This window comes from Pseudomonas lyxosi, assembly GCF_047758685.1.
GTDB lineage: Bacteria > Pseudomonadota > Gammaproteobacteria > Pseudomonadales > Pseudomonadaceae > Aquipseudomonas > Aquipseudomonas lyxosi.
Genome location: NZ_CP180481.1, coordinates 3,612,013 through 3,634,234, shown reverse-complemented (window position 1 = coordinate 3,634,234; position 22,222 = coordinate 3,612,013). Strand labels below are relative to the sequence as shown.

At 58.9% G+C, this 22,222-nt stretch carries 26 protein-coding genes; 11 read left to right on the top strand and 15 right to left on the bottom strand.

What is annotated here, in order from left to right:
* Positions 1-35: 35 nt before the first annotated feature.
* Together ACMXYI_RS16695 and earP are read right to left on the bottom strand one after the other, a co-directional pair.
* The gene (locus ACMXYI_RS16695; protein WP_007943632.1) at positions 36-605 is read right to left on the bottom strand and encodes an elongation factor P; all 570 of its coding nucleotides are present in this window, start codon (positions 603-605) and stop codon (positions 36-38) included.
* Between the two features lie 48 nt (positions 606-653).
* Positions 654-1,811: an elongation factor P maturation arginine rhamnosyltransferase EarP gene (gene earP, locus ACMXYI_RS16690; protein ID WP_415768176.1), complete on the bottom strand. Its 1,158-nt coding sequence runs from the start codon at positions 1,809-1,811 to the stop codon at positions 654-656.
* Positions 1,812-1,935: 124 nt separating this feature from the next.
* On the opposite strand from earP, the gene ACMXYI_RS16685 reads away from it, so the two are divergent.
* Positions 1,936-2,346 (top strand): hypothetical protein, encoded by a 411-nt coding sequence (locus tag ACMXYI_RS16685; RefSeq protein WP_415768174.1) that lies wholly within the window; start codon positions 1,936-1,938, stop codon positions 2,344-2,346.
* A gap of 14 nt (positions 2,347-2,360) precedes the next feature.
* The gene (locus tag ACMXYI_RS16680) at positions 2,361-2,843 is read left to right on the top strand and encodes a GreA/GreB family elongation factor (protein WP_046047528.1); all 483 of its coding nucleotides are present in this window, start codon (positions 2,361-2,363) and stop codon (positions 2,841-2,843) included.
* Between the two features lie 9 nt (positions 2,844-2,852).
* On the opposite strand, the gene cysB is transcribed toward ACMXYI_RS16680, so the two are convergent.
* The 5 genes from cysB to ACMXYI_RS16655 form a co-directional block, all read right to left on the bottom strand.
* Positions 2,853-3,827, bottom strand: a complete 975-nt coding sequence (gene cysB / locus ACMXYI_RS16675; RefSeq protein ID WP_008148549.1) for an HTH-type transcriptional regulator CysB — start codon at positions 3,825-3,827, stop codon at positions 2,853-2,855.
* 113 nt (positions 3,828-3,940) lie between these two features.
* Positions 3,941-4,444, bottom strand: coding sequence for a universal stress protein (locus ACMXYI_RS16670; RefSeq protein WP_415768173.1), 504 nt, complete (start codon positions 4,442-4,444; stop codon positions 3,941-3,943).
* 94 nt (positions 4,445-4,538) lie between these two features.
* Positions 4,539-5,444: a 5'-nucleotidase gene (locus ACMXYI_RS16665; RefSeq protein ID WP_008148545.1), complete on the bottom strand. Its 906-nt coding sequence runs from the start codon at positions 5,442-5,444 to the stop codon at positions 4,539-4,541.
* A gap of 26 nt (positions 5,445-5,470) precedes the next feature.
* Positions 5,471-6,427 carry a putative 2-dehydropantoate 2-reductase gene (locus tag ACMXYI_RS16660; RefSeq protein ID WP_415768172.1) on the bottom strand — a complete coding sequence of 319 codons (957 nt, stop codon included), beginning with the start codon at positions 6,425-6,427 and terminating at the stop codon, positions 5,471-5,473.
* Positions 6,424-6,810, bottom strand: coding sequence for a thioredoxin family protein (locus ACMXYI_RS16655; protein WP_415768171.1), 387 nt, complete (start codon positions 6,808-6,810; stop codon positions 6,424-6,426). Before ACMXYI_RS16655 ends, ACMXYI_RS16660 begins: the two co-directional genes overlap by 4 nt.
* Here ACMXYI_RS16655 and ACMXYI_RS16650 point away from each other — a divergent pair.
* Together ACMXYI_RS16650 and ACMXYI_RS16645 are read left to right on the top strand one after the other, a co-directional pair.
* Complete coding sequence (locus ACMXYI_RS16650; RefSeq protein WP_415768170.1) at positions 6,809-7,252, top strand: PilZ domain-containing protein; 444 nt, start codon at positions 6,809-6,811, stop codon at positions 7,250-7,252. The two genes, ACMXYI_RS16655 and ACMXYI_RS16650, sit on opposite strands and share 2 nt — an antisense overlap.
* Positions 7,253-7,434: 182 nt before the next feature.
* Complete coding sequence (locus ACMXYI_RS16645; RefSeq protein WP_415768169.1) at positions 7,435-8,511, top strand: 3-deoxy-7-phosphoheptulonate synthase; 1,077 nt, start codon at positions 7,435-7,437, stop codon at positions 8,509-8,511.
* Positions 8,512-8,582: 71 nt separating this feature from the next.
* On the opposite strand, the gene ACMXYI_RS16640 is transcribed toward ACMXYI_RS16645, so the two are convergent.
* Positions 8,583-8,870 carry a GNAT family N-acetyltransferase gene (locus tag ACMXYI_RS16640; RefSeq protein WP_008057026.1) on the bottom strand — a complete coding sequence of 96 codons (288 nt, stop codon included), beginning with the start codon at positions 8,868-8,870 and terminating at the stop codon, positions 8,583-8,585.
* 640 nt (positions 8,871-9,510) lie between these two features.
* Between ACMXYI_RS16640 and oprI the strand changes: the two genes are divergently transcribed.
* A complete protein-coding gene (oprI, locus tag ACMXYI_RS16635) occupies positions 9,511-9,762 on the top strand; it encodes an outer membrane lipoprotei OprI (RefSeq protein WP_002553018.1) in 252 nt (83 codons plus the stop codon).
* Between the two features lie 124 nt (positions 9,763-9,886).
* Here the strand turns inward: oprI and ACMXYI_RS16630 are convergent, their stop codons facing one another.
* The 3 genes from ACMXYI_RS16630 to ACMXYI_RS16620 form a co-directional block, all read right to left on the bottom strand.
* Positions 9,887-10,858, bottom strand: a complete 972-nt coding sequence (locus ACMXYI_RS16630; RefSeq protein WP_415768168.1) for a L,D-transpeptidase family protein — start codon at positions 10,856-10,858, stop codon at positions 9,887-9,889.
* A gap of 102 nt (positions 10,859-10,960) precedes the next feature.
* Positions 10,961-11,254, bottom strand: a complete 294-nt coding sequence (locus tag ACMXYI_RS16625; protein WP_415768166.1) for a hypothetical protein — start codon at positions 11,252-11,254, stop codon at positions 10,961-10,963.
* A gap of 56 nt (positions 11,255-11,310) precedes the next feature.
* Positions 11,311-11,916 carry an arylesterase gene (locus tag ACMXYI_RS16620; protein ID WP_415768165.1) on the bottom strand — a complete coding sequence of 202 codons (606 nt, stop codon included), beginning with the start codon at positions 11,914-11,916 and terminating at the stop codon, positions 11,311-11,313.
* 10 nt (positions 11,917-11,926) lie between these two features.
* Here ACMXYI_RS16620 and ACMXYI_RS16615 point away from each other — a divergent pair, with 10 nt between their 5' ends.
* From ACMXYI_RS16615 to greB, 3 genes are read left to right on the top strand one after another with little or no spacing between them, the layout of a single operon-like run.
* Entirely contained in the window at positions 11,927-12,610 is a 684-nt protein-coding gene (locus ACMXYI_RS16615; RefSeq protein ID WP_415768164.1) for an ABC transporter ATP-binding protein, read from the top strand.
* Positions 12,610-15,114, top strand: a complete 2,505-nt coding sequence (locus ACMXYI_RS16610) for an ABC transporter permease (protein ID WP_415768163.1) — start codon at positions 12,610-12,612, stop codon at positions 15,112-15,114. The genes ACMXYI_RS16615 and ACMXYI_RS16610 overlap by 1 nt, the downstream gene beginning before the upstream one ends.
* A gap of 34 nt (positions 15,115-15,148) precedes the next feature.
* Entirely contained in the window at positions 15,149-15,646 is a 498-nt protein-coding gene (gene greB / locus ACMXYI_RS16605) for a transcription elongation factor GreB (protein WP_415768162.1), read from the top strand.
* An 18-nt stretch (positions 15,647-15,664) separates the two neighbouring features.
* Here greB and ACMXYI_RS16600 read toward each other — a convergent pair whose 3' ends face one another.
* The 3 genes from ACMXYI_RS16600 to ACMXYI_RS16590 all read right to left on the bottom strand — a co-directional run bounded on the left by ACMXYI_RS16600 (position 15,665) and on the right by ACMXYI_RS16590 (position 18,184).
* A complete protein-coding gene (locus ACMXYI_RS16600) occupies positions 15,665-15,973 on the bottom strand; it encodes a hypothetical protein (protein ID WP_046056997.1) in 309 nt (102 codons plus the stop codon).
* A 247-nt stretch (positions 15,974-16,220) separates the two neighbouring features.
* A complete protein-coding gene (locus ACMXYI_RS16595) occupies positions 16,221-16,655 on the bottom strand; it encodes a DoxX family protein (RefSeq protein WP_033057209.1) in 435 nt (144 codons plus the stop codon).
* 107 nt (positions 16,656-16,762) lie between these two features.
* A complete protein-coding gene (locus ACMXYI_RS16590; protein WP_415768161.1) occupies positions 16,763-18,184 on the bottom strand; it encodes a transglycosylase SLT domain-containing protein in 1,422 nt (473 codons plus the stop codon).
* Positions 18,185-18,419: 235 nt separating this feature from the next.
* Here ACMXYI_RS16590 and ACMXYI_RS16585 point away from each other — a divergent pair, with 235 nt between their 5' ends.
* Entirely contained in the window at positions 18,420-19,226 is an 807-nt protein-coding gene (locus ACMXYI_RS16585; protein ID WP_415768160.1) for a TatD family hydrolase, read from the top strand.
* A 104-nt stretch (positions 19,227-19,330) separates the two neighbouring features.
* Here ACMXYI_RS16585 and ACMXYI_RS16580 read toward each other — a convergent pair whose 3' ends face one another.
* Complete coding sequence (locus ACMXYI_RS16580) at positions 19,331-20,560, bottom strand: acyl-CoA dehydrogenase (RefSeq protein ID WP_415768159.1); 1,230 nt, start codon at positions 20,558-20,560, stop codon at positions 19,331-19,333.
* 165 nt (positions 20,561-20,725) lie between these two features.
* Between ACMXYI_RS16580 and ACMXYI_RS16575 the strand changes: the two genes are divergently transcribed.
* Together ACMXYI_RS16575 and ACMXYI_RS16570 are read left to right on the top strand one after the other, a co-directional pair.
* Positions 20,726-21,655: a LysR family transcriptional regulator gene (locus ACMXYI_RS16575; protein WP_008148497.1), complete on the top strand. Its 930-nt coding sequence runs from the start codon at positions 20,726-20,728 to the stop codon at positions 21,653-21,655.
* A gap of 94 nt (positions 21,656-21,749) precedes the next feature.
* Complete coding sequence (locus tag ACMXYI_RS16570) at positions 21,750-22,151, top strand: MerR family transcriptional regulator (protein WP_415768158.1); 402 nt, start codon at positions 21,750-21,752, stop codon at positions 22,149-22,151.
* Positions 22,152-22,222 lie beyond the last annotated feature (71 nt).

The following is a 22,222-nucleotide window of genomic DNA, read 5'->3' as shown; positions in this document are numbered from 1 at the left end:
TCAATGGTCGGGCTTTTTCATTCCTGAAGCAGTGCTTATTTAGCACGGCCTTTGTAGGAACCGCCTTCGCGGGTATCGATCTCGATCATATCGCCGATTTCGATGAAGTCAGCAACCGACAGTTCGGTACCGTTCTTCAGTTTGGCAGGCTTCATCACCTTGCCGGAAGTGTCGCCGCGAGCGGAACCTTCGGTGTAGTCAACCTGACGCACGATGGTGGTCGGCAATTCTACGGAAACCAGACGCTCTTCGAAGAAGATCGCTTCGCAAACATCGGTCATGCCTTCTTCAACGAAAGGCAGAACGGCTTCGATGTCTTCAGCGTTCAGCTCATACATGGTGTAGTCGGTGGTGTCCATGAACGTGTAGGTGTCGCCGCTGATGAAGGACAGGGTCGCTTCTTTGCGGTCGAGGATTACGTCGTCCAGCTTGTCGTCGGCGCTGTAAACGATCTCGGTCTTGTAACCGGTCAGCAGGTTTTTCAGCTTGGTCTTCATGATCGCGCTGTTACGACCAGACTTGGTGAATTCAGCTTTCTGAACCAGCCAAGGATCGTTTTCGAGACGGATCACGGTACCGGGTTTCAGTTCTTTACCAGTTTTCATTGCGAATATCCGAATTTGGATGGGATTTACAAAAATCTAGGCCGCGTATCATATCCAATTTACATAAAACTGTACCAGCGCCGCGGCAAGATCTGCCTGCAAAGCCTGTTCCAGACACCACGCTTCGGCGTGTTTTTGCAGTTCTGGCCAGTGTTTTCGGGTCGATTGCCAGTGCCCGGTCATATTGTCACCCGCATTCCACGCCCGCCAAAGACCGCTGATCGCTTCGCGGGCAGGCTCCGACAGGCCTTTGATGTACAGCGCGAGGAAGGCGTCGAGCTTGTCCAGGTGGATATCTTCGTCCTGCTGATAGATGTGCCAGAGCAGCGGCCGGCCCGCCCATTGGGCGCGGACAAAGGAATCTTCGCCGCGCACGGCATTGAAATCGCAGCACCAGAGCAGGTGATCGTATTGATCCTGTCGGACGAACGGCAGCACTTGCACGGTCAAGGCATCGCGCACATGCACCGCGCCGGCCACCAGACCGTCCACACCGAGCCAACGTTCGACATCCCCAAGAATCCGACCTTCGGGCACCAGCAGATGAGTGGGCGTCGAGTCGGCAGCCATTGCATCAAGCCAGCTGGCCAGCCCGTTATTTTCGTAGGCAAACAGCGAGATCAACTGCGCACTTTGCGCGCGATCAATCCCTAAACCTTGCAGGAATTCTCGCTGAGCCTGGGGGTTTTGTTGAAACTGCTGACGACGCTCAAGCAATCCGCTTTCACGCAGCAAGCCACCGGTGCCCTTCTGAAACCCCGGAAAGAAGAAGAATTTTTGTACGCTCTTGTACTTCACCGACGGCAAGCCGTGGCAGCCGACGATCCAGTCCTCGGCACTTAGGTAGTCAAGATTCATCCACAGCGGCGGTTTTTCCCGCTCGGTCATGGCCTCCATATAAGCACTCGGCAATTGACAGGCGAACGCTGCGATCACCACATCAGCGGCTTCAGTCGGCTGCCAGTCGGCCGTCCACTGGCGCACTTCGACGCCCTGTTGCCATTGCTGTGAGGCGTTGATGTCAACTTCAGGGCACAAGCGCTCGAAGGCCCGCAGATCATCGACCCACAAACGCACCGCCACCGAATGTTCGGCCACCAGTTGTCGGGCCAGACGCCAGGTCACGCCGATGTCACCAAAGTTGTCGACCACGGTGCAGAAAATATCCCAGCGCCAGCAGTTTTTTACTTGAGGCATTTCAGGCATTCCAGGCTCCCGTTGGCAAAGGCGCCGATTGTCCTCATAAATTACCCCGTGCAGAAGAGCCAACGGCGATTAATCTTCATGCGACAATCGCCACTTGCCCGCGACCACCCGCCAGGAGGCAGCCATGCCCTACCGTCCCAACCCGCGCCGCCCGTTGCCGATCCAGCTCAACGCCTTGCAACTGACCGGCAGCATTGCCCTGGGTGTGTGGCTGGGGTTTATCGCGATCGCGCTGACGTGCTGGCTTGCCTCCCAACTGTTGTTCAGCGAGCAGCTGGCTCCCGTGGCAGAGGCCGTGCAGCAACTGGCCAAACCACCGGTGGTGGTGCAACCGGTGCCGGATATTCCGCCGCAGAGCCCGTTGTTCGAACAGTACGAAGAGAACCTGCGCAAGAACGAGCAGCAGCAAAGGCTTGATCAGGCCCGCAGCAACAACCGCAATCTATCGAACCCCAAATGCCAGTTCTGGTTGCAACAGGACCAGACAGCACCGAGCGAAAAAAGCCGCGCCAACGTCCAGCAATTCTGCGATTGATCAAGAAGCTCTCTATGCACAAGCCGACCGTCCACCAACTGATTCTCGACAAGCTGCGGATCGACCTCGACATCGCCGAGCGCGCCGCACAAACCGCTTACGAAACCGCGACCCACGAAGAAAACATCGCTGAGAACAAGTACGACACGCTGGGTCTGGAAGCGTCTTATCTGGCAGCCGGGCAGGCCAGACGGGTGGAGGAAATCAGGCAGTCACTGACGCTTTGCCAGAACCTGACGCTGCGACCTTATGACGATCAGCGCGGCATCGAAGTCGGTGCCCTGCTCGGTCTGGAAGACGAAAAGGGTCGTGAGCAATGGTTGTTTCTGGCCCCCGACGCGGCGGGTTTGAAGGTCGACCTGGTCGGGCAATGGATTACCGTCATCACCCCTCGCTCACCGCTGGGCAAGAGTCTGCTGGGCAAGTTCGAAGGGGACGAGGTGGAGATTCTGGTGGCGGGTGCTCGGCAACAGTTTTCTGTTACCGAGGTGGTCTAACGCGGGAGATTAATGCACCGGCAGTTCGACGCCGTCGAACAGCTCTTCCAGTTCCTGCTTGTTGTGGCACTGGATGGCCTTGGCCATGACTTCGCGGGTCAGGTGCGGGGCGAACTTCTCGATGAAGTCGCACATGAAGCCACGCAGGAACGTGCCGCGACGGAAACCGATTTTAGTAATGCTGGATTCGAACAAGTCGCTGGCATCAAGCATGACCAGGTCGCTATCGAGTTTGGCATCGACCGCCATTTTCGCCACGATGCCCACGCCCAGACCCAGGCGAACGTAAGTCTTGATCACGTCGGCGTCGGCGGCGGTGAACACCACTTTCGGTGTCAGGCCGCGATGGCTGAAGGCTTCGTCGAGCTTCGAACGGCCGGTGAAACCGAACACGTACGTCACGATCGGGTATTCGGCCAGCGCTTCGAGGGTCAGCTTCGACAGCTTGGTCAGCGGGTGGCCCTGAGGCACGACCACGCAGCGATTCCAGCGATAGCACGGCATCATCACCAGATCACCGAACAGCTCCAGGGCTTCGGTGGCGATGGCGAAATCCACGGTGCCGTCAGCGGCCATTTCAGCGATCTGCATCGGCGAACCCTGGTGCATGTGCAGGGCAACGTCCGGGTATTGCTTGATGAAATTGCTGATCACCGGTGGCAACGCATAACGCGCCTGGGTGTGCGTGGTGGCGATCGACAGGGTGCCTTTCTTCTCGTTGGAAAATTCCTGGGCGATCTGCTTGATGCTTTCAACCTTGCGCAGGATCTCGCCGGCGGTGGTAATAATTCGCTCGCCGGCCGGGGTAACGCGGGTCAGGTGCTTGCCGCTGCGAGCGAAAACCTCAACCCCCAATTCGTCTTCCAGCAGACGGATCTGCTTACTGATGCCCGGTTGCGACGTGTAAAGGCTTTGGGCTGTAGCGGAAACGTTGAGGTCGTGGTGCGCCACTTCCCAGATGTAGCGCAATTGTTGAAGCTTCATATGAATCCCTCAAAGCAGGTAGACGCCACGGGCATCAGCGACGGTATATAACTATATTAATGGTTTGAAGAATAAATCTAGAACTTTTTTATCAAACTGCCACTATTCGTGTTCTAGCGATCCCCTTGGCGACGACGTTCCACCAGCGGCACCAGATAGACCGGTACCCGAGACAGTTGCAACACCCGCGCTGCAGTCCGGCCCAAAGGCGTTTCCGCGCCGGCACCACGGCTATGACTACCTACGATCAACAAATCCACGGAGAGTTTCTGCGCCTGGTCGAGAATCACCTGCGACGGGTCGCCCTGAAGCACCCGCACTGCTTTGATTCGCTCCAGGTCCTGCTCCCCTTCGCCCCCCAGTTCCTCACGAAAGCTGTCGAGTACCCGCTGCTCGATATTGGCAATCACCGTATTCAGGCCCTGGCTGTGAAACTCGTTCAACGCCTGCTCATCGAGGTAACTCTGAAGCACCGATTCGGCGAACAGCCCCATCGGTTCAACGGCGTGCACCACGTAGAGGTCGGCGTTGAATGTTCGAGCCAGCGCCAAGGCATGCTGCATCACCAAAGGTGCGTACAGGCCGAGGTCAGTGGCATACAGCATCGAATGAATCATACGACCTCCTCGAATGCCAACATGGCCGGGATTGATTCAGCTTAGCAGTGCCTTGGCGAGTACGACGTTTCGCGTAACGCGTTGAACCGTGGGCTTAAACCTTTTGTTCGTTGCTTATGCCGTGCGGCACGTGGCCGGTGGCGACCACCTCGCGGGCCAACTCGCAATGACCGGCCTGATCGTCGAAAAACACGTCGGCGGCAAAGGCTTCGAGAAACGCCGACTTGGTCAGGCCGCCGAGAAACAGCGACTCGTCCAGACGAATGTCCCATTCGCGCAAGGTACGGATCACTCGCTCATGGGCGGGCGCCGATCGCGCGGTCACCAGCGCGGTGCGGATCGGACAGGCGTCTTCCGGGAACTCGCGCTGTAACAGATTGAGGGCGGCGAGGAAGCCTTTGAACGGCCCACCGCGCAACGGCTCGCGGGCGGCTTCACGCTCGCTGGCCTGAAACGCTTCCAGACCACCGGACTGATAGACGCGCTCCGATTCGTCGGAAAACAGCACCGCGTCACCATCGAAGGCAATGCGCAACTCATCACTGGCCGCACGGCTGGCGCCACCCGACAGAATGGTCGCGGCGGCGAACCCGGCATCCAGTGCACTGCGCACGTCTTCGGCATGCGTCGAGAGAAACAGGTCGCAGCCAAACGCCTTCAGGTACGGATAAGGACTGCGCCCGCCGACAAACGCCGCGCGGGAAATCGCCAGGCCATAGTGGTGGATCGAATTGAAAACCCGCAGGCCGGTGTCGGCACTGTTGCGCGACACCAGGATCACCTCGACCCGGGCGCGACCAAGGCTGGTGTTCAAGTTGAGGAGTTTCTGTACCAACGGAAATGCATCACCGGGCTCGAGGATTTCATCTTCGTGTTCGATCTGATATTGCCGATAGGCTTCGACGCCGCTCGACAGATAGACCTTGTGGCTTTCGCTCAGGTCGAACAGCGCACGCGAAGAAATCGCCAGCACCAGTTTGTCGTCGATAGTCTTTGCCATGCCCTTCCCCCCTCAGGATGATCGACTCAGGTGTTACGTCGATCGATAAAACACAAACTGCGATACAAGGCTTCGATTCGCGGCAACTCGCACCCTGCGGCCTTGGCTGCCGCCAGTGGCCGGGCGTAAATCGCATCCAGCTCAAGTGGTCGTTTGTGCAGAAAATCGTGGTACATGCTCGGCCAGTAGTCCGGCATTTTCTCGGTCACCATGAACAGATGATCGGCATAACCGGCCGGTACGTCGTGACCGCAGGCGATTGCTCCCTGGACCACTTCAGCCATCAGAGCCTTGATCAGTTCCCGACTGTCGGCATCGGCCATCAACGGCGTGGTGCTTGCCCCGAGTAAAACCGACAGACCGTTGTAAGGGATATTCCAGACCAGTTTTTGCCAGCGCGCCTGATGCAGATTCGCCATGGCCTGGGAATCGATGCCGGCGACGCGGAACAGCCCGGCGCCCTCCTCGACAATCGCCATGCGCGCCTGCTCATTGGCTGCAGGGCCGCTGTGATAGCCAACATTCACCGCTCCGAGCGCCTGATGGGTGATGACGCCTGGCCCCTCGCGATGAACGCAGATATAGCAGAGCCCACCGAGCACATGCAGCGAATCAGGGAGCAACGCTCGCAGACTGTCTTCAACGTCGAGGCCATTTTGCAGCAACAACACTTTGGCATTCGGTGCCGCGGCTTGAATGATCGTCGGTGCCAGCTGCGCGTTACTGGTGGTTTTCGCGCCCACCAGCAACCAGTCACAGGGCGGCATGTCTTCGGCACTCGAATAGGCCTGAACCGGATTCAACGTCAGCGCGCCGTGCGCCGCACTGTCGAGCTGCAACCCGCGCTCGGCGACCGCCGAAAACTCACTGCGCAACAGAAAATGCACATCGAAACCGGCGCGCGCCAGCATCAACCCGTAGAAACCGCCGATCGCGCCGGTTCCGATAATACCGATTGTCGGTTTGATCACTGCCCCCATCATGGCAACTCCTCTGCAATTCGACTCAACGCCTGACCCACGGCTTCATTGAGCTCGGTACTGGTCAGGCGCGATTTTAGTGCCCCGAAAAATTCACCGTCGCGCACCAGAAACAGCGCCGGCAAATAAAAAACCTGATAACGCTCGACCACCCCGCCATTGTTCCCGGCATCGATCCAGCACAGCCGATCAACGTCCAGATCGAGTCGTGGCAACTGTTCGCGGGCAAAACGGCAACTGGCGCAGCCGACGCTGGTGAAAATAACCAGCGACACACCGCTCATCGCCAGCAGCCGTTGGTCGGCGTCGAAATCAGTCAGTTCCAATTCGACCACTATACTGGGTGGAACAATGTCAGATGGCCGACACATGGAGTCCGTGCTCATGGGACGTTTTATTCCTCATCCTGACGATGTTCCCGTCGAATTAACGTTGCTCAAACCTGAGTGTATTTCACGGCAACAGCTGCACACTATCAGCCTCGGGGGCATGGCTTGCAATTATCACCGGGCGTGGCGCCACGGTACGGCGCTGGAAATTCGCATGCCGACCTTGAACCCCGACATGCGTTTCCTGGGCTATGTCGCCTGGTGCCTGCGACGAAAGCGCGGCTATCTGGTAGGCATTGCTTTCGTTGACGAACAGATGATGTTCAGTGCCCGGATGGGCGAGCAGGTGTGCCAGATCGAACGTTACTGCCGCCTGCATGACGCGCATGACGGCCTGCAGGAAACTCAGGCCCTAGCCCTCGAATGGGTCCAGGAGCATGCCGACGAGTTCTCTCACGAGACGGTTCGCAGGGCATTTGCGCAGGTTGTGCTGGATTAGCAGGGGCATCTTCAATGGGTTTCCCCGCGGAAACTAATTGAGAATGCCCCTTAAACCGGTGTCTGCCCATTGTCGAGCCACGGTGTAACGCGCTAAGGTTCTGCTCCCCGACGCGCTTAATTTGCTGTGCTCCGCCGCGCGGGTTCGCTGGCGGCCGGCACCCGTGACCTGACGAGTAAACGATGGCTGATTTACCGATCAACGACCTAAACGTCGCCTCCAACGAGACGCTGATCACTCCCGATCAGCTCAAGCGTGATATCCCTCTGAGCGACGCTGCCCTGCGCACCGTCACCAAGGGTCGCGAAGTCATTCGCAACATTCTTGATGGCACCGACCACCGCCTGTTTGTTGTCATCGGGCCTTGCTCGATCCACGACATCAAGGCTGCCCACGAATACGCCGAGCGCCTGAAGGCGCTTGCGGCCGAAGTGTCCGATACCCTGTATCTGGTCATGCGCGTGTATTTCGAGAAGCCACGCACCACCGTCGGCTGGAAAGGCTTGATCAACGATCCGTACCTGGACGATTCCTTCAAGATTCAGGACGGTCTGCACATCGGTCGTCAGTTGTTGCTGGACCTGGCCGAGATGGGCCTGCCGACCGCAACGGAAGCCCTCGACCCGATCTCCCCGCAGTACCTGCAGGACCTGATCAGCTGGTCGGCCATCGGTGCGCGCACCACCGAATCCCAGACTCACCGTGAAATGGCCTCCGGCCTGTCCTCGGCAGTCGGCTTCAAGAACGGCACCGATGGCGGTCTGACGGTCGCTATCAACGCCCTGCAATCGGTTTCCAGCCCTCACCGCTTCCTGGGTATCAACCAGGAAGGTGGCGTATCGATCGTCACCACCAAGGGCAATGCCTACGGTCACGTGGTACTGCGCGGTGGCAACGGCAAGCCGAACTACGATTCGGTCAGCGTCGCGCTCTGCGAGCAAGCGCTGAACAAAGCGAAGATCAAGCCGAACATCATGGTCGATTGCAGCCACGCCAACTCCAACAAGGACCCGGCCCTGCAACCGCTGGTGATGGAGAACGTCGCCAACCAGATCCTCGAAGGCAACCAGTCGATCATCGGCCTGATGGTCGAAAGTCACTTGAACTGGGGCTGCCAGGCGATCCCGAAAGACCTCGCCGACCTGCAATACGGCGTGTCGATCACCGATGCCTGTATCGACTGGTCCGCCACCGAAAACACCTTGCGCAGCATGCATGCCAAGCTCAAGGACGTGCTGCCGAACCGCGATCGCAGCTGATCACTTTTCGCCGCACAAAAAAACGCCGGGCTTGACCCGGCGTTTTTTTATGCGTTCGATTCTGTGAAAGGTTACTGGCTCAGCTTGGCTGCATGCCGCTGGTGGCGCTCCATGTAGCGTTCCACGTAGGAACACGATGGAATGACGGTGTAACCCATTTCTTCAGCGTACTCCAACGCCTTCTCGGTCAAGGCTGCCGCAATGCCGCGACCACGCAGTGCGTTGGGCACAAAGGTGCGATAGATATCCAGGGTCTGTTTCCCCAGATCCATATAGGTCAGGTAGGCACGATGACCGTCCACATTGGTCTCGAACTGATGACCAGCCTGGTCATGGTGGATGGACAACGCCTCGCTCATCACTACTCCTCGCGGGTCTGGAATTTCTGACCCCTACCTTACCGATGTTTTTCCGGCGAAGGAACATCTACGCCACCCCGTGCCTGAATGGACACCGAGAAGAACTGCACCCATCTCGCGCAACCGAGCACGTATCAAATAGTAGGCACCTTTAGGCAGAAATGCTCAAGGTACGCTCGTCATCACGCTGGTGGCGGGGTGCTGCTCCGGGTTACGCAGAGACGGCTCAACCAAGATCTCTGAAGGTCGACAGCCTGAACATTGCCGGATGTTGAGACTTAAGACGAGCGCCCTTTGTTAAAGTCACCTGAACATGGAGAAAGATATGAGAGGCGCCACGCAAAATCCGAACAAAAGTGTGGACGAATCCATCTAGACAGACTTTAGCCAAGACTCGGAAAAGAGCTGTGAGCGCTCGGAACTTTTCTTCGGCGGCTCGCTCAGCTCGGGCCTCCCAGCTGGATATTTTTTAAACAATGCAGTTAAAAGTTGCTCGAAAAAGAATCAACGCCTACAATTTTTTTGGCTTCTTGCTTTACGTCAGTTTACTTACGACAAGTAATGGGTAGTATGTACGCCGGCTATTTCCTCACTCTGAGGAGACAGCTAACTTAATAGAAAGTCCTTGAAGGGGAACACGATGAACAACGTTCTGAAATTCTCTGCTCTGGCTCTGGCCGCAGTTCTGGCTACCGGTTGCAGCAGCGTATCGAAAGAAACCGAAGCACGTCTGACCGCTACTGAAGACGCAGCAGCTCGCTCCCAGGCTCGTGCAGACGAAGCTTACCGTAAAGCTGATGAAGCTCTGGCTGCTGCTCAAAAAGCACAACAGACTGCTGACGAAGCTAACGAGCGTGCTCTGCGCATGCTGGACAAAGCTAGCCGCAAGTAATAGTCCTTCGGGATTGTTATCAAGCCGACCCATTTTTTGGGTCGGCTTTTTTATTGCCCGCTATTTCGTACAGGCAATAAAAAACCCGCCGATGCGGTCAGCATCGGCGGGTTCCTTTCAAGCATTACTGCAACGGGTCGATCGGCGCAGTCGTCACCATCGCCGCAGAGGAATTCGGCACTCCGATTTCCACCGGCAGACCATCTTCGGCGGCAACCACGTCGCGGACCACATCCCAGTTCATGCGCAGGTTGTTGGTGATGTCCTCACGCTTGAGCATCGCGTTGATCACCGCGGTGTGTTTGTCGACCACAGAAGGGTTACCCTTGTCATCCAGCGGCGTGTGCGCTTCCAGATACACCTTGCCGCCACTGACACCGAACTTGTACGGGTCGCTGATAATGCGCACCGACGTGCCTACCGGCACCATGCTCGCCATTTCCAGCACGTTGTTGTTGAACATGCGGAAGCAACCGTGGCTGGTGCGCATGCCGATGCCGAACTTCTTGTTCGAACCGTGGATCAGGTAGCCCGGCGTGCCCAACGTGAACTTGAACGGCCCCAGAGGGTTGTCCGGGCCGGCCGGCACTACGTTCGGCAATGGATCGCCATCGGCGGCGTGCTCGGCCTTGATCGACGCTGGAGGGGTCCAGGTCGGGTTCGGCGTCTTGGCGGTGATGCTGGTATGGGCAATCGGCGAGCCCCAGCCTTCACGGCCGATACCCAGCGGGAAGGTGTACACCACGTTCCGGCCTTTCGGGAAGTAATAGAGGCGGTACTCGGCCAGGTTGATGACGATGCCTTCACGTGGGCCCGGCGGCAGGATGAAACGCGTCGGCAGCACCACTTCGGTGCCAGCGCCCGGCAGCCATGGATCGACGCCAGGGTTGGCCGCGACCATTTCCGAATAGCCCAGATCGTAGGTGGTGCCAAGGTCGGCGAAGGTATCTTCGTACTTGGCCTTGATCACCTGGACCTGACCGATGATGTCTTCACCGGGCGGTGGCAGGGGCAGCTCCAATGCTGCTACGGGACCCGCCACACAGAGGGCGGCGAGAGACAGGTAGCGGGTGACGGCAGGAAAGCGCGGCAACATCCGGAAAATCCTTCGCATGATCGACAAGGGTATAAAAACGGGATTGTACACCGGCATCTGGAAAATCGGGGAGTTGACCGATAGCAAGCAATCTATCGAGATCTAAAGCTCGAAACGCAGTTCCGGCCAGATCGGCGATGTGCCGCGTTTTTGCGATTCCAGAATCGCCCGGCATAGAGAACACAGGCGCTGGTCCTGGAACACACGGCGATCGACGCTCGACCAGCGAGGGTGTGCTGGCAACAGGCTGCCGCACAAGGTCCGGTCCGCCGAGCCGCCCAACTCCAGTTGACGGGTCACCAGATGTACCCGCACTTCCTGGCAGGCGAACAGATCCAGCTGTTCGTCAGGCTCGATCAGTTGGTAGGCAAAAAGTGACCAGGCAGGACGCGGCATCGGGGGCTCCAAATCGGGGGCGCCACCTTAGCCGAAACACCGCCGCTAGAAAAGCGTCAAAGCAGCGGTTTCAGTGTAGGCCAGACATTTTCCAGCAACTTGTCCTGAGCCCCGGCAGTCGGGTGCAAGCCGTCGGCTTGCATCAAGTCTGGATGACCGCCTACGCCGTCGAGAAAAAACGGCACCAGCGGGATCTTTTTCTCCTCGGCCAGTGTGCTGTAGACCTTCGCGAAGGCCTCGGTATAACGAACGCCGTAGTTGGGTGGCAATTGCATGCCGAGCAGCAGCACCTTGGCGCCACTGGCGCGGGAGCTGTCGATCATTGCTGCAAGGTTTTGTTGCAATTGCGTTGGCAGCAATCCGCGCAGGCCATCGTTACCGCCCAACTCGAGGATTACCAGCTCAGGCTTATGCTCTGCAAGCAGCGCGGGCAGGCGCGCCCGGCCTCCGGCGCTGGTGTCGCCGCCAATGGACGCATTGACTACCTTATCGTCGAAACCTTCGCGCTTGAGCCGGTCCTCAAGCAGGGAGACCCACCCTAACCGGGTATCCAGCCCGAAACCCGCGCTGATACTATCGCCAACGATCAGGACTGTACCCGCCGCTGCGTTCTGGGCCATGCACATCAAGGCCAGGCCAGTACTCAAAAACCACACACGCATCGGATTCTCCATGGGCGCAAGCATTCTCACCGCGAAGAACCTCAGCAAAGTGGTTCCCAGCGCGGAAGGTGAACTGACTATCCTGCACGAACTCAGCCTGGAACTGAACAAGGGCGACAGCCTGGCCATCGTCGGCGCCTCCGGTTCCGGCAAATCCACCCTCCTCGGCCTGCTCGCCGGCCTCGATCTACCGAGCAGCGGCGATGTCACCCTCGCCGGGCAAACCCTGAGCAATCTCGATGAAGACCAGCGCGCCCGTATCCGGGCCGAGCATGTCGGGTTTGTGTTTCAGTCCTTTCAGCTGCTCGACAGCCTCAATGCCCTGGAAAACGTCATGCTGCCGCTGGAACTCGATGGCCGCAAAGACGCCCGCGAACGCGCCACCGAGCTGCTGCAACGGGTCGGCCTGGGCCAGCGGCTGACCCATTCGCCACGTCAGCTTTCGGGTGGCGAACAGCAGCGCGTGGCGATTGCCCGTGCGTTTGCCGCCGAGCCCGACGTGCTGTTCGCCGACGAACCCACCGGCAACCTCGACAGCCACACCGGCGAGCGCATCAGCGATCTGCTGTTCGAACTCAACCAGGAACGCGGCACAACCCTGGTGCTGGTAACCCACGACGAACGCCTGGCACATCGCTGCCGACGCCTGATCCGCCTTGAAGCCGGCCTGCTGGTCGCCCCTCTGGAGCCTTGATGGCACGCCTGCCACTGTTGCGCCTGTTCAGTCTTGCCTTCCGCCAACTCATGCGCGACGCCCGCGCCGGTGAGTTGCGCGTGTTGTTTTTTGCCTTGCTGGTGGCCGTGGCGGCGAGTACCGCCATCGGTTACTTCGGTGCCCGCCTGAACGGCGCCATGATGCTGCGCGCCACCGAGTTTCTCGGTGCCGACTTGCTGCTTGAAGGCAGTTCTCCCGCGCGACCCGAACAGATTAAAAGCGGCACGGAGCTGGGCCTCGAACACGCTCAGGTGGTGGAGTTTTCCAGCGTCATCGCCACTGACAATGGCATTCAGTTGTCCAGCATCAAAGCTGCGGACGACGTCTACCCACTGCGCGGCGAACTGAAAAGTGCCCCGGCGCCCTTCGCTCCGGAAGAACCCGGTGGCGGACCGAAACCCGGTGAAGCCTGGGTCGAAGCGCGACTGCTGACCGCGCTGGACTTGAAGATCGGCGACAGCATCGACGTCGGCATGCGAACCCTCAAACTGGCGCGAGTGCTGACCTACGAACCGGACCGCGCCGGCAATTTCTACAGCCTGACACCGCGGGTGCTGATCAACCTCAGCGACCTCGCGGCGACAGGCGTGGTGCAACCCGGCAGCCGGGTCAGTTACCGCGAACTCTGGCGCGGTAAAGCCGAGGCGCTGGAAACCTATCGTCAATTGATCAAACCCGGCCTGGCCGCCAACCAGCGCTTGCAGGATGCCCGCGATGGCAACCGACAGATCGGCGGCGCCTTGGGCAAGGCCGAGCGTTACTTGAACATGGCCAGTCTGGTGGCGGTTCTGTTGTCGGGTGTGGCGGTGGCGCTGTCGGCCACGCGCTTCGCCACCCGCCGATTCGATGCCAGTGCATTGCTGCGTTGCCTGGGGCTGTCCCGGCGGGAAACCATGGTGTTGTTCAGTTTGCAGCTGACGGTGCTCGGGCTGCTCGCCAGTATCAGCGGCGCGCTGATCGGCTGGTTCGCGCAACTGGGTCTGTTCGCGCTGCTGCATGATTTATTGCCGACCGACGTTCCACCGGGCGGTCTGTTTCCTGCCATCGCCGGGATCGGCACCGGATTGGTGGCGCTGGCCGGCTTTGCCTTGCCGCCACTGGCGGCACTGGGCCGGGTTCCGCCATTGCGGGTATTGCGTCGGGACATGCTGCCGATTCCCTCCAGTACCTGGATGGTTTACGGCGCAGCATTGGGCGCCCTCGGGCTGATCATGTGGCGCCTGAGCCTGGATCTGGTGTTGACCTTCGCCCTGCTCGGTGGCGGTGTGATCGCGGCGTTGGTGCTTGGCGGTTTGCTGTTGCTGCTTCTGAAGAGTCTGCGCCGAATGCTGGCGCGTGCCTCTTTGCCATGGCGCCTAGGGCTGGGCCAACTGCTGCGTCACCCACTGGCGGCCGCGGGACAATCCCTGGCCTTCGGATTGATTCTGCTGTCCATGGCGCTGATCGCATTGCTGCGCGGCGAATTGCTGGACACCTGGCAAAACCAGTTACCGAAAAACGCGCCCAACTATTTCGCGCTGAACATTCTGCCGGCGGACAAACAGGCGTTCATCGATCGCCTGATCAAACTGTCGGCGCAATCGGCGCCGCTATACCCGGTGGTACCCGGACGGCTGATCAGCGTCAATGGCGAGCCGGTGCAGGAAATCGTCAGCAAGGAATCGGCCGGTGATCGAGCGATCCAGCGCGACCTGAGCCTGACCTGGGCAGCGGATTTGCCGGCGGGCAACAAGCTCACAGCGGGCAACTGGTGGACCGAACAGACACCGGACGAAATTCCCGGCGTATCGGTGGAAGGCAAAGTCGCCGAAAGCCTGAAGCTCAAGCTGGGCGATCACATGGTGTTTACCGTGGGCGGCGTCAATCGCGAAGCGAAAGTCACCAGCCTGCGGGAGGTCAACTGGGACAACTTCCAGCCTAACTTCTTCATGATCTTCCAGCCCGGCACACTGAAAGATCTGCCGGCGACCTACCTGACCAGTTTTTATCTGGCGGCGGGTCATGATCAGCAGATCGTGGATCTGTCCCGGGCGTTTCCGGCGGTGACCATCTTGCAAGTGGAAGCCTTGCTCGAACAGCTGCGCAGCATCCTCGCCCAAGTCACCCTGGCGGTGGAATACGTGCTGTTGTTCGTGTTGGCGGCGGGGATGGCGGTGTTGTTTTCAGGCTTGCAGGCGACGCTCGATGAACGCATTCGCCAAGGCGCCTTGTTGCGCGCGCTGGGGGCCGAGCGGCAACTGTTGGTCAAGGCCCGGCGGATCGAGTTCGGTTTGCTGGGGGCGGTCAGCGGATTGTTGGCAGCGCTGGGTTCTGAACTGGTGAGTCTGGTGCTCTACCGCTACGCCTTCGACCTGCCGTGGCACCCGCATCCGTGGTTGCTGGTATTGCCACTGATCGGCGCGGTGCTGATCGGGGGGGCTGGCGTGTTCGGCACACGGCGCGCTCTGAACGCCAGCCCCCTGACAGTCTTGCGCGAGGGTTGATAGACTCAAGCTCTCTCTACCACAAGAAGTTGCCATGAGCCGTTATCGCCCTCCCCGCACCGCTGGCACCGCGCTGATCACCCCCGAAGGTGAAGCGCGGATGCGGGCCGAGTTTCATGAACTCTGGCATGTTCGGCGGCCGCAGGTGACACAGTCAGTCAGCGAGGCCGCGGCACAGGGCGATCGCTCGGAAAACGCCGAATACACCTACGGCAAAAAGATGCTGCGCGAGATCGACAGTCGCGTGCGTTTTCTCACCAAGCGGCTGGAAGCGCTCAAAGTCGTCAGCGAAAAACCGAGCGATCCGAACAAGGTCTATTTTGGCGCCTGGGTCACGATCGAAGACGAAGACGGCAAAGAGTCGCGCTACCGCATCGTCGGGCCGGATGAACTGGATTTGAAACTGGGCCTGATCAGCATCGACTCGCCGTTGGCGCGCGCCCTGATCGGCAAGACGCTGGACGCCGAGGTTCGGGTCCAGACACCAACCGGTGAGCAGTGCGTGTATATCGGGGCGATCGAATATCTTTGAACCGCAGCGTTCAAAGCCTCAACGGCGAGTAATCAGCCCCTGTCGGGCAACGCGAGTCAATTGCTTGATCACTTCGGGGGCGTCCTCGAGGCTGGGCGATTGAATCACCGCCAGATCGAAACTGTCGCTGGCAAATCGAGCCAGCGATTCACCCTCTTCGACAAACTGGATCAGGAAGGCCGCAGGCCCACCGGTGCGACGTGGCCAGCCATCGAGATAACGCAAGAGTGTCGGCTGATGTTTGCCGCCAAGCAGGATTTTTGGATTGCGCTGGGTGAGGTGTGCCGTGATCGGCGCGGGGCGTATAACAGGGCTTAATGCATTCATTGTGTCGTGTCTCGGCCTCAAAAGTCTGCATGGCAGGTGAGAGGCAACACCGAACCAGCGCTTTAGCGGTATTTCGAAGCCTGCTTCAAGCTTCTATCGGCAACTGAATGAGTCACCTGGCGCCCCGCAAGTAGCTGTTTAAATCGGCGCATGGGCAGCATCCTAGAGAAGCTGACCGGACAGTGTCAAGAATGACGAGAACAAAAAAGGCCCGCGCAATGCGGGCCTTTTCATTGAGCCAGAGCGGTCAGCCGGCGATAGCGCGGTCAGCCGAGAGCTTGCCGGCGCCTTCGATCAGCACCGCGATGCTGCCACCGAGCAGCGCCAGGGCGAACTCATAACCGTTGTTGGCCATGAACAGACCGTTAGGAAGGTGCACCGAGAAGATTGCCACCAGCGAAAGGAAGGCCAGGCCGAGGGCTGCCGGGCGAACCAGCAAGCCAATGATCAATGCCAGACCGGCGAAGAACTCGGTACCGCCCGCCAGCGTCGCCATCAGATAGCCCGGCGCCAGGCCGATGCTTTCCATGTACTGCGCGGTTCCGGCCAGACCGTAACCACCGAACGCCCCAAAGAGTTTCTGCGAGCCGTGGGCAGCGAAGATGATGCCGACGAAGATCCGCAAGACAGTCAGGCCGTAGCCAGCGCGGGTAAACAGTACCTTGTTGATCAGTGTGCTCATGCTGTGTCATCCGTAGTCAGTGTGTGTGTGTTGGTTGGCCGCTATATTAATCAGTAAATATCATGTTAAAAGCGCAATTAATGCGCCATAACAATCAGTTTATTCGATTATTTCCGTGAGGCAACTTTCTGCCCCTGGGGCTCCAACGACTCCCGCTCCCGATCGAACGCCAGGTAATACTTGTTCACGCTATTAACATAGCTGACGGCGCCCATTCCCACCTGCTCCATGGCGATGCGTTCGACCTGGAAGAACCACTGATTGGGATTCAAACCGCGCCGACGAGCCTCGGCACGCATGCCCTGAACCCGCTCCGGCCCCATGTTGTAGGCCGCCAGCACGAATGCCATGCGCTCGCGCTCGTTGAGTTTGGGGCTGGCAAAGAACTTGCGACGAATCATTGCCAGGTACTTGGCCCCGGCCTGCACATTGGCGTCGAGATTCTGAATGTTGTTGACCCCCACCCGCTGGGCGGCGGACGGGGTGATCTGCATCAGGCCGGTAGGGCCGCTGCCACTGCGGGCATTGGGTTGCAGGGCCGATTCCTTGAACGCCAGTGCCGCCAGGTTCAACCAGTCCATGCCTTGGGCTTCGGCGTGTTTCTGCAGCACCGGTCGAAGTTTCTCGAGGCGCTGCCGATCAGCCTTGGCCAATGGATAGTGCACTTGATACAGACGTCGATAGATCCGCAGGAACGCGGCATCCTGATCCGATGGTTTCTTGTAACCGGTCAGGAAGCGATCAATGCTCGCGCGCAACATTGAGGCGTCGCGGCGCACGAACCAGAATTCTTCGCCCGGCTCACTGATGAGCACCTGCCGATCGAAACGCAATTTGGGCAGAATCTTGCCCCAACGCTCGGCAATGGGTTGTTCGACGATCGTCAGGTGAAAGATTCCGCCCTGGACCATCTCCAGCACATCCTCGACCGCCAGACTGGGATCGACCCACTCGATGATCACCGGTGGCAGTTTAAGCAGCGCGAGCTTTTGATTGATCTGACTGACCGCGTCCCCGGCGGCACTGCCGGTGGGCAACGCCAGGGTTTTGCCAGAGAGTTGTTCGAGACGGGTGTAACGTCGCTCGCCTTTGATCCCGACCAATATCAACGGGATGTTGCTGGCAATCGGTTCACTGGTGCTGACCGCGTGGCCCGGTTGCAGGTCCAGCAGTTCCCCCGGTGCGACCAGATCACCCTCGCCGCGCTGCAAAGCGCCGATCAGTTGATCCTTGCCCTTGGGAATGATCTTGAGGGTGATTTCCTGACCGTCACGGGCGTGACCGTTGAGGTACTGCTCGAAGGCACGCAAGCGGTGGTATTCAACACCGATGGCCTGACCCTGAACTTCGCCGGAGCTGTTGCGGCTCTGGTTGACCAGCACCCGCAACACACGACTGCTGCGGATTTCCGCCAGGTCGCGCGCTTTGGTCGAAGGCACGGCTTGCAGCGGCCCGGCCAGACGTGCAACCGCCGGCATCGGCAGCAGCAACGAACAACACAGCAGTAGCAAAACCGAGGGACGTATCATCCACTCTCCAGAAAGAATACTGGGCCGATTTCAAGAATTTTCATGAAATCGAACGACAGAAACAGAGCGCCTTGAGCGCTGGCAAAGTGCGAAAGACTGGCACAGTGATGGCACGCTAGCCACCCTGACCTGTCTCGCGGCATCAAGAGACAGCTTTAACTCGTTGTAGTTCTTGGCTTTTCTTATAAATCTACAGCTCTGATATGCTTTCCGGCCTTTGGTCCGAGGTAGCACCATGCAACTCATCGATATCGGCGTCAACCTGACCAACCCCAGTTTTGCCGACAAACACCAGGCTATACTCGACCGCGCCTACGCTGCCGGGGTCTGCCAACTGGTGCTTACCGGCACCAGTGTCGAGGGCAGCGAACAGGCGCTGGAACTGTGCCGGCAACTGGACGAAACGGCTCAACGGCTGTTCGCCACCGCCGGCCTTCATCCCCACTGCGCCAGCGACTGGAACGCCGACAGCGCCCAGCGTCTGCGTAGTTTGCTCAAGGAGCCGAACGTCGTGGCGGTGGGTGAATGCGGGCTGGATTTCAATCGTGATTTCTCGCCGCGCCCGCAGCAGGAAAAAGTCCTGGAAAAGCACTTGGAGTTGGCGGTCGAGCTGCAAATGCCGGTGTTCCTCCACGAGCGCGATGCCAGTCAGCGCTTGCTGGAGATCCTTCGCGATTACCGTGACCAGTTGCCGGCCGCCGTGGTGCATTGCTTCACAGGCGAAAAGAAGGCGCTGTTCAGTTACCTCGATCTGGATTTGCACATCGGTATCACCGGCTGGATCTGCGACGAGCGCCGGGGCACGCACCTGCATCCACTGGTGAAAGAGATCAAACAGGGACGGCTAATGCTGGAGAGCGATGCGCCATATCTGTTGCCGCGCAGTCTGCGACCCAAGCCGAAGAATGGTCGCAACGAACCGGCGTATCTGACCGAAGTGCTGCGGGAAGTGGCATTGCATCGCGGGGAGAGCGAGGAAGATCTGGCGGCTCACAGCACGGCGTGTGCGCGAGCATTCTACGGGTTGCCAATGGTCGACTGACGAACCGAACCTGTGGGAGCGAGCTTGCTCGCGAAAGCGGTTTAACAGTCAAAATTAATTTTGAATGTCCGTCCGCTATCGCGAGCAAGCTCGCTCCCACATTATTAGTGACTGTTGCGCATCATCTCTTTAGGCACGTACTTGCCGATCTCGAACTTGCCGATCGCAGCGCGGTGCACTTCGTCCGGGCCGTCGGCCAGGCGCAGGGTGCGCTGCATCGCATACATGTAGGCCAATGGGAAATCGTTGGACACCCCTGCCCCGCCATGGATCTGGATCGCCCGGTCGATCACCCGCAAGGCCACGTTCGGTGCGACAACCTTGATCTGAGCGATTTCGCTCTTCGCAATCTTGTTACCGACGGTGTCCATCATGTACGCCGCTTTTAATGTCAGCAGACGCGCCATGTCGATTTCCATCCGCGAATCGGCAATCTTGTCGATGTTGCCGCCCAGACGTGCCAAAGGTTTACCGAACGCAGTACGGGTTACCGCCCGTTTGCACATCAGTTCCAATGCACGTTCGGCCATGCCGATTGAACGCATGCAGTGGTGAATCCGACCCGGGCCAAGGCGACCCTGAGCGATTTCAAAGCCGCGTCCTTCGCCCAACAGGACGTTTTCGTATGGCACGCGGACGTTTTCGAACAGCACTTCGGCATGGCCGTGAGGTGCATCGTCGTAACCGAACACTGGCAGCGGACGAACGATTTTCACGCCCGGGGTATCCACCGGCACCAGAATCATCGAGTGCTGCGCATGACGCGGCGCGTCAGGATCGCTCAGGCCCATGAAGATCAGAATCTTGCAGCGTGGATCGCAAGCGCCTGAGGTCCACCATTTTTTGCCGTTGATCACCCACTCGTCGCCATCACGCACGGCGCGGGCGGCCATGTTGGTGGCGTCGGAAGAAGCCACATCCGGTTCGGTCATGGCGAACGCCGAGCGGATCTCGCCGCGCAGCAGCGGCTCGAGCCAGCGCTGTTTCTGTTCTTCATTGGCGTAACGCACCAGCACTTCCATGTTGCCGGTGTCTGGCGCCGAGCAGTTGAACGGCTCGGGGCCCAGCAGCGAACGGCCCATGATTTCGGCCAATGGCGCGTATTCGAGGTTGGTCAGGCCGGCGCCGAGTTCGGACTCAGGCAGAAACAAATTCCACAAACCTTCAGCCTTGGCCTTGAGTTTGAGCTCCTCCATGATTGCGGTCGGCTGCCAGCGATCGCCCTCGGCGACCTGGCGCTCGAACACCGCTTCGGCGGGATAAACGTAGGTGTCCATGAACGCGGTCACGCGCTCACGCAGTTCTTGCACCTTGGGCGAATAAGCGAAATCCATGGGCAGCTCTACCTTTTAACTGAGGGTTTAGAGGAGTTGTTCAGGTCATGCAATCGATGCTAGAACAGCTACGAAAATTTACCTAGCCTATTCTCGGCGTGTATTAACATTCATCACCGATATATGATCGGCTGATCGAGAGCCCAACAATAAGAGTGCAGCGCAATGAATCTGAGCAAGGTCGACCTCAACCTTTTCATCGTCTTCGACGCGATCTACACCGAAGCCAACCTGACCCGCGCCGGGCAGATTGTCGGCATTACTCAACCGGCGGTCTCGAACGCTCTGGCCCGTCTGCGCGAGACCTTCAATGACCCGTTGTTCGTGCGTACCGCTCAGGGCATGGTCCCGACGCCCATGGCGCAGAACATTATCGGGCCGGTGCGTAACGCCCTCTCCTTGCTGCGGGTGTCGGTGCAGGAAAGCCGGATTTTCAACCCGTTGCAGGCGGTCAAGACCTACCGCATCAGCATGACCGACCTCACCGAAGCAGTGATCCTGCCACCACTGTTCCAGCGCCTGCGTCGCCTGGCGCCGACGGTGATCATTGAAAGCTTTCTGTCCAAGCGCCGCGAAACCACCAAGGAGCTGGCGGCCGGGCGTCTTGATTTCGCTGTCGATGCACCGCTCAACACCGACCCGCAAGTGCGCCACGTCAAGTTGATGGAAGACCGTTACGTGTGCGCCATGCGCAAGGGCCATCCGCTGGCCGGCAAAGAGAAATTTACCCTCGATGATTATCTGTCGCTGACCCACATCCATATCTCCAGCCGCCGCAGCGGTCTGGGCCATGTCGACCTGGCCCTGGGCAAGATGGGCATCCAGCGCAAGATCGCCCTGCGTTCCCAGCACTACTTGATGGCTTCGCAAGTGTTGCAGCAGACCGACATGGTGATGACCGTGCCGGAACGCTTTGCCCGTCGCCATGATTTGTACTCGGTAAACCTGCCGGTCAACGATGTGCCGCCGGTAGAAACCCACCTCTATTGGCACGAAAGCACTGATCAGGACCCGGCCAACCGCTGGATGCGTGAGCAGATGATCGAGTTGTGCCAGCAGGTGACGGCACATGAGAAGAAGCTCGATAAGGTGTAGGAAACACCTGATAGACGAAGGATCAGGGCGCGATGCTTGACGTAAACGTCAACCTGCCATTAGCTTAGCGCCATGACCTTTTTCGAGCGCTTCCATGAGCAGCCAGACCTATAGCATTTCCGACCTCGCCCGCGAGCTCGACATCACCACCCGGGCCATTCGCTTTTACGAAGAGCAAGGCCTGCTCAGCCCCGAGCGACGCGGCCAGGAACGCATCTACTCGCCCCGTGACAAGGTCAGCCTCAAGCTGATCCTGCGGGGCAAGCGCATTGGTTTCTCCCTGGCCGAATGCCGCGAGCTGATCGAACTCTACGACCCCTCCGGCGGCAATCAGAAACAGTTGCAAACCATGCTGACCAAAATTGCCGAACGTCGTGAACAGCTCGAGCAGCAAATGCTCGACATCGAACAGATGAAGCTGGAACTGGACACCGCGCAGGAGCGTTGCACCCAGGCGCTGGAACAAACAATAAAAAGTCAGCAAGTGGTTCAGTAGGCCAACACAATCCCCTGTGGGAGCGAGCTTGCTCGCGATGGCGGTAGCCCATTCAACACGGATGTCGACTG

Bases quoted from the DNA above. Each gene is read 5' to 3' on its own strand.
- ACMXYI_RS16650 (WP_415768170.1), top strand. From the start codon at position 6,809: ATGGGACGTTTTATTCCTCATCCTGACGATGTTCCCGTCGAATTAACG.
- cysB (WP_008148549.1), bottom strand. From the start codon at position 3,827: ATGAAGCTTCAACAATTGCGCTACATCTGGGAAGTGGCGCACCACGAC.
- ACMXYI_RS16670 (WP_415768173.1), bottom strand. From the start codon at position 4,444: ATGATTCATTCGATGCTGTATGCCACTGACCTCGGCCTGTACGCACCT.
- ACMXYI_RS16615 (WP_415768164.1), top strand. From the start codon at position 11,927: ATGGGCGCAAGCATTCTCACCGCGAAGAACCTCAGCAAAGTGGTTCCC.
- ACMXYI_RS16695 (WP_007943632.1), bottom strand. From the start codon at position 605: ATGAAAACTGGTAAAGAACTGAAACCCGGTACCGTGATCCGTCTCGAA.
- earP (WP_415768176.1), bottom strand. From the start codon at position 1,811: ATGCCTGAAATGCCTCAAGTAAAAAACTGCTGGCGCTGGGATATTTTC.
- oprI (WP_002553018.1), top strand. From the start codon at position 9,511: ATGAACAACGTTCTGAAATTCTCTGCTCTGGCTCTGGCCGCAGTTCTG.
- ACMXYI_RS16625 (WP_415768166.1), bottom strand. From the start codon at position 11,254: ATGCCGCGTCCTGCCTGGTCACTTTTTGCCTACCAACTGATCGAGCCT.
- ACMXYI_RS16685 (WP_415768174.1), top strand. From the start codon at position 1,936: ATGCCCTACCGTCCCAACCCGCGCCGCCCGTTGCCGATCCAGCTCAAC.
- ACMXYI_RS16645 (WP_415768169.1), top strand. From the start codon at position 7,435: ATGGCTGATTTACCGATCAACGACCTAAACGTCGCCTCCAACGAGACG.
- ACMXYI_RS16660 (WP_415768172.1), bottom strand. From the start codon at position 6,427: ATGATGGGGGCAGTGATCAAACCGACAATCGGTATTATCGGAACCGGC.
- ACMXYI_RS16580 (WP_415768159.1), bottom strand. From the start codon at position 20,560: ATGGATTTCGCTTATTCGCCCAAGGTGCAAGAACTGCGTGAGCGCGTG.
- ACMXYI_RS16620 (WP_415768165.1), bottom strand. From the start codon at position 11,916: ATGCGTGTGTGGTTTTTGAGTACTGGCCTGGCCTTGATGTGCATGGCC.
- ACMXYI_RS16570 (WP_415768158.1), top strand. From the start codon at position 21,750: ATGAGCAGCCAGACCTATAGCATTTCCGACCTCGCCCGCGAGCTCGAC.
- ACMXYI_RS16640 (WP_008057026.1), bottom strand. From the start codon at position 8,870: ATGAGCGAGGCGTTGTCCATCCACCATGACCAGGCTGGTCATCAGTTC.
- ACMXYI_RS16585 (WP_415768160.1), top strand. From the start codon at position 18,420: ATGCAACTCATCGATATCGGCGTCAACCTGACCAACCCCAGTTTTGCC.
- ACMXYI_RS16655 (WP_415768171.1), bottom strand. From the start codon at position 6,810: ATGAGCACGGACTCCATGTGTCGGCCATCTGACATTGTTCCACCCAGT.
- ACMXYI_RS16610 (WP_415768163.1), top strand. From the start codon at position 12,610: ATGGCACGCCTGCCACTGTTGCGCCTGTTCAGTCTTGCCTTCCGCCAA.
- ACMXYI_RS16575 (WP_008148497.1), top strand. From the start codon at position 20,726: ATGAATCTGAGCAAGGTCGACCTCAACCTTTTCATCGTCTTCGACGCG.
- ACMXYI_RS16590 (WP_415768161.1), bottom strand. From the start codon at position 18,184: ATGATACGTCCCTCGGTTTTGCTACTGCTGTGTTGTTCGTTGCTGCTG.
- ACMXYI_RS16600 (WP_046056997.1), bottom strand. From the start codon at position 15,973: ATGAATGCATTAAGCCCTGTTATACGCCCCGCGCCGATCACGGCACAC.
- ACMXYI_RS16595 (WP_033057209.1), bottom strand. From the start codon at position 16,655: ATGAGCACACTGATCAACAAGGTACTGTTTACCCGCGCTGGCTACGGC.
- ACMXYI_RS16680 (WP_046047528.1), top strand. From the start codon at position 2,361: ATGCACAAGCCGACCGTCCACCAACTGATTCTCGACAAGCTGCGGATC.
- ACMXYI_RS16665 (WP_008148545.1), bottom strand. From the start codon at position 5,444: ATGGCAAAGACTATCGACGACAAACTGGTGCTGGCGATTTCTTCGCGT.
- greB (WP_415768162.1), top strand. From the start codon at position 15,149: ATGAGCCGTTATCGCCCTCCCCGCACCGCTGGCACCGCGCTGATCACC.
- ACMXYI_RS16630 (WP_415768168.1), bottom strand. From the start codon at position 10,858: ATGTTGCCGCGCTTTCCTGCCGTCACCCGCTACCTGTCTCTCGCCGCC.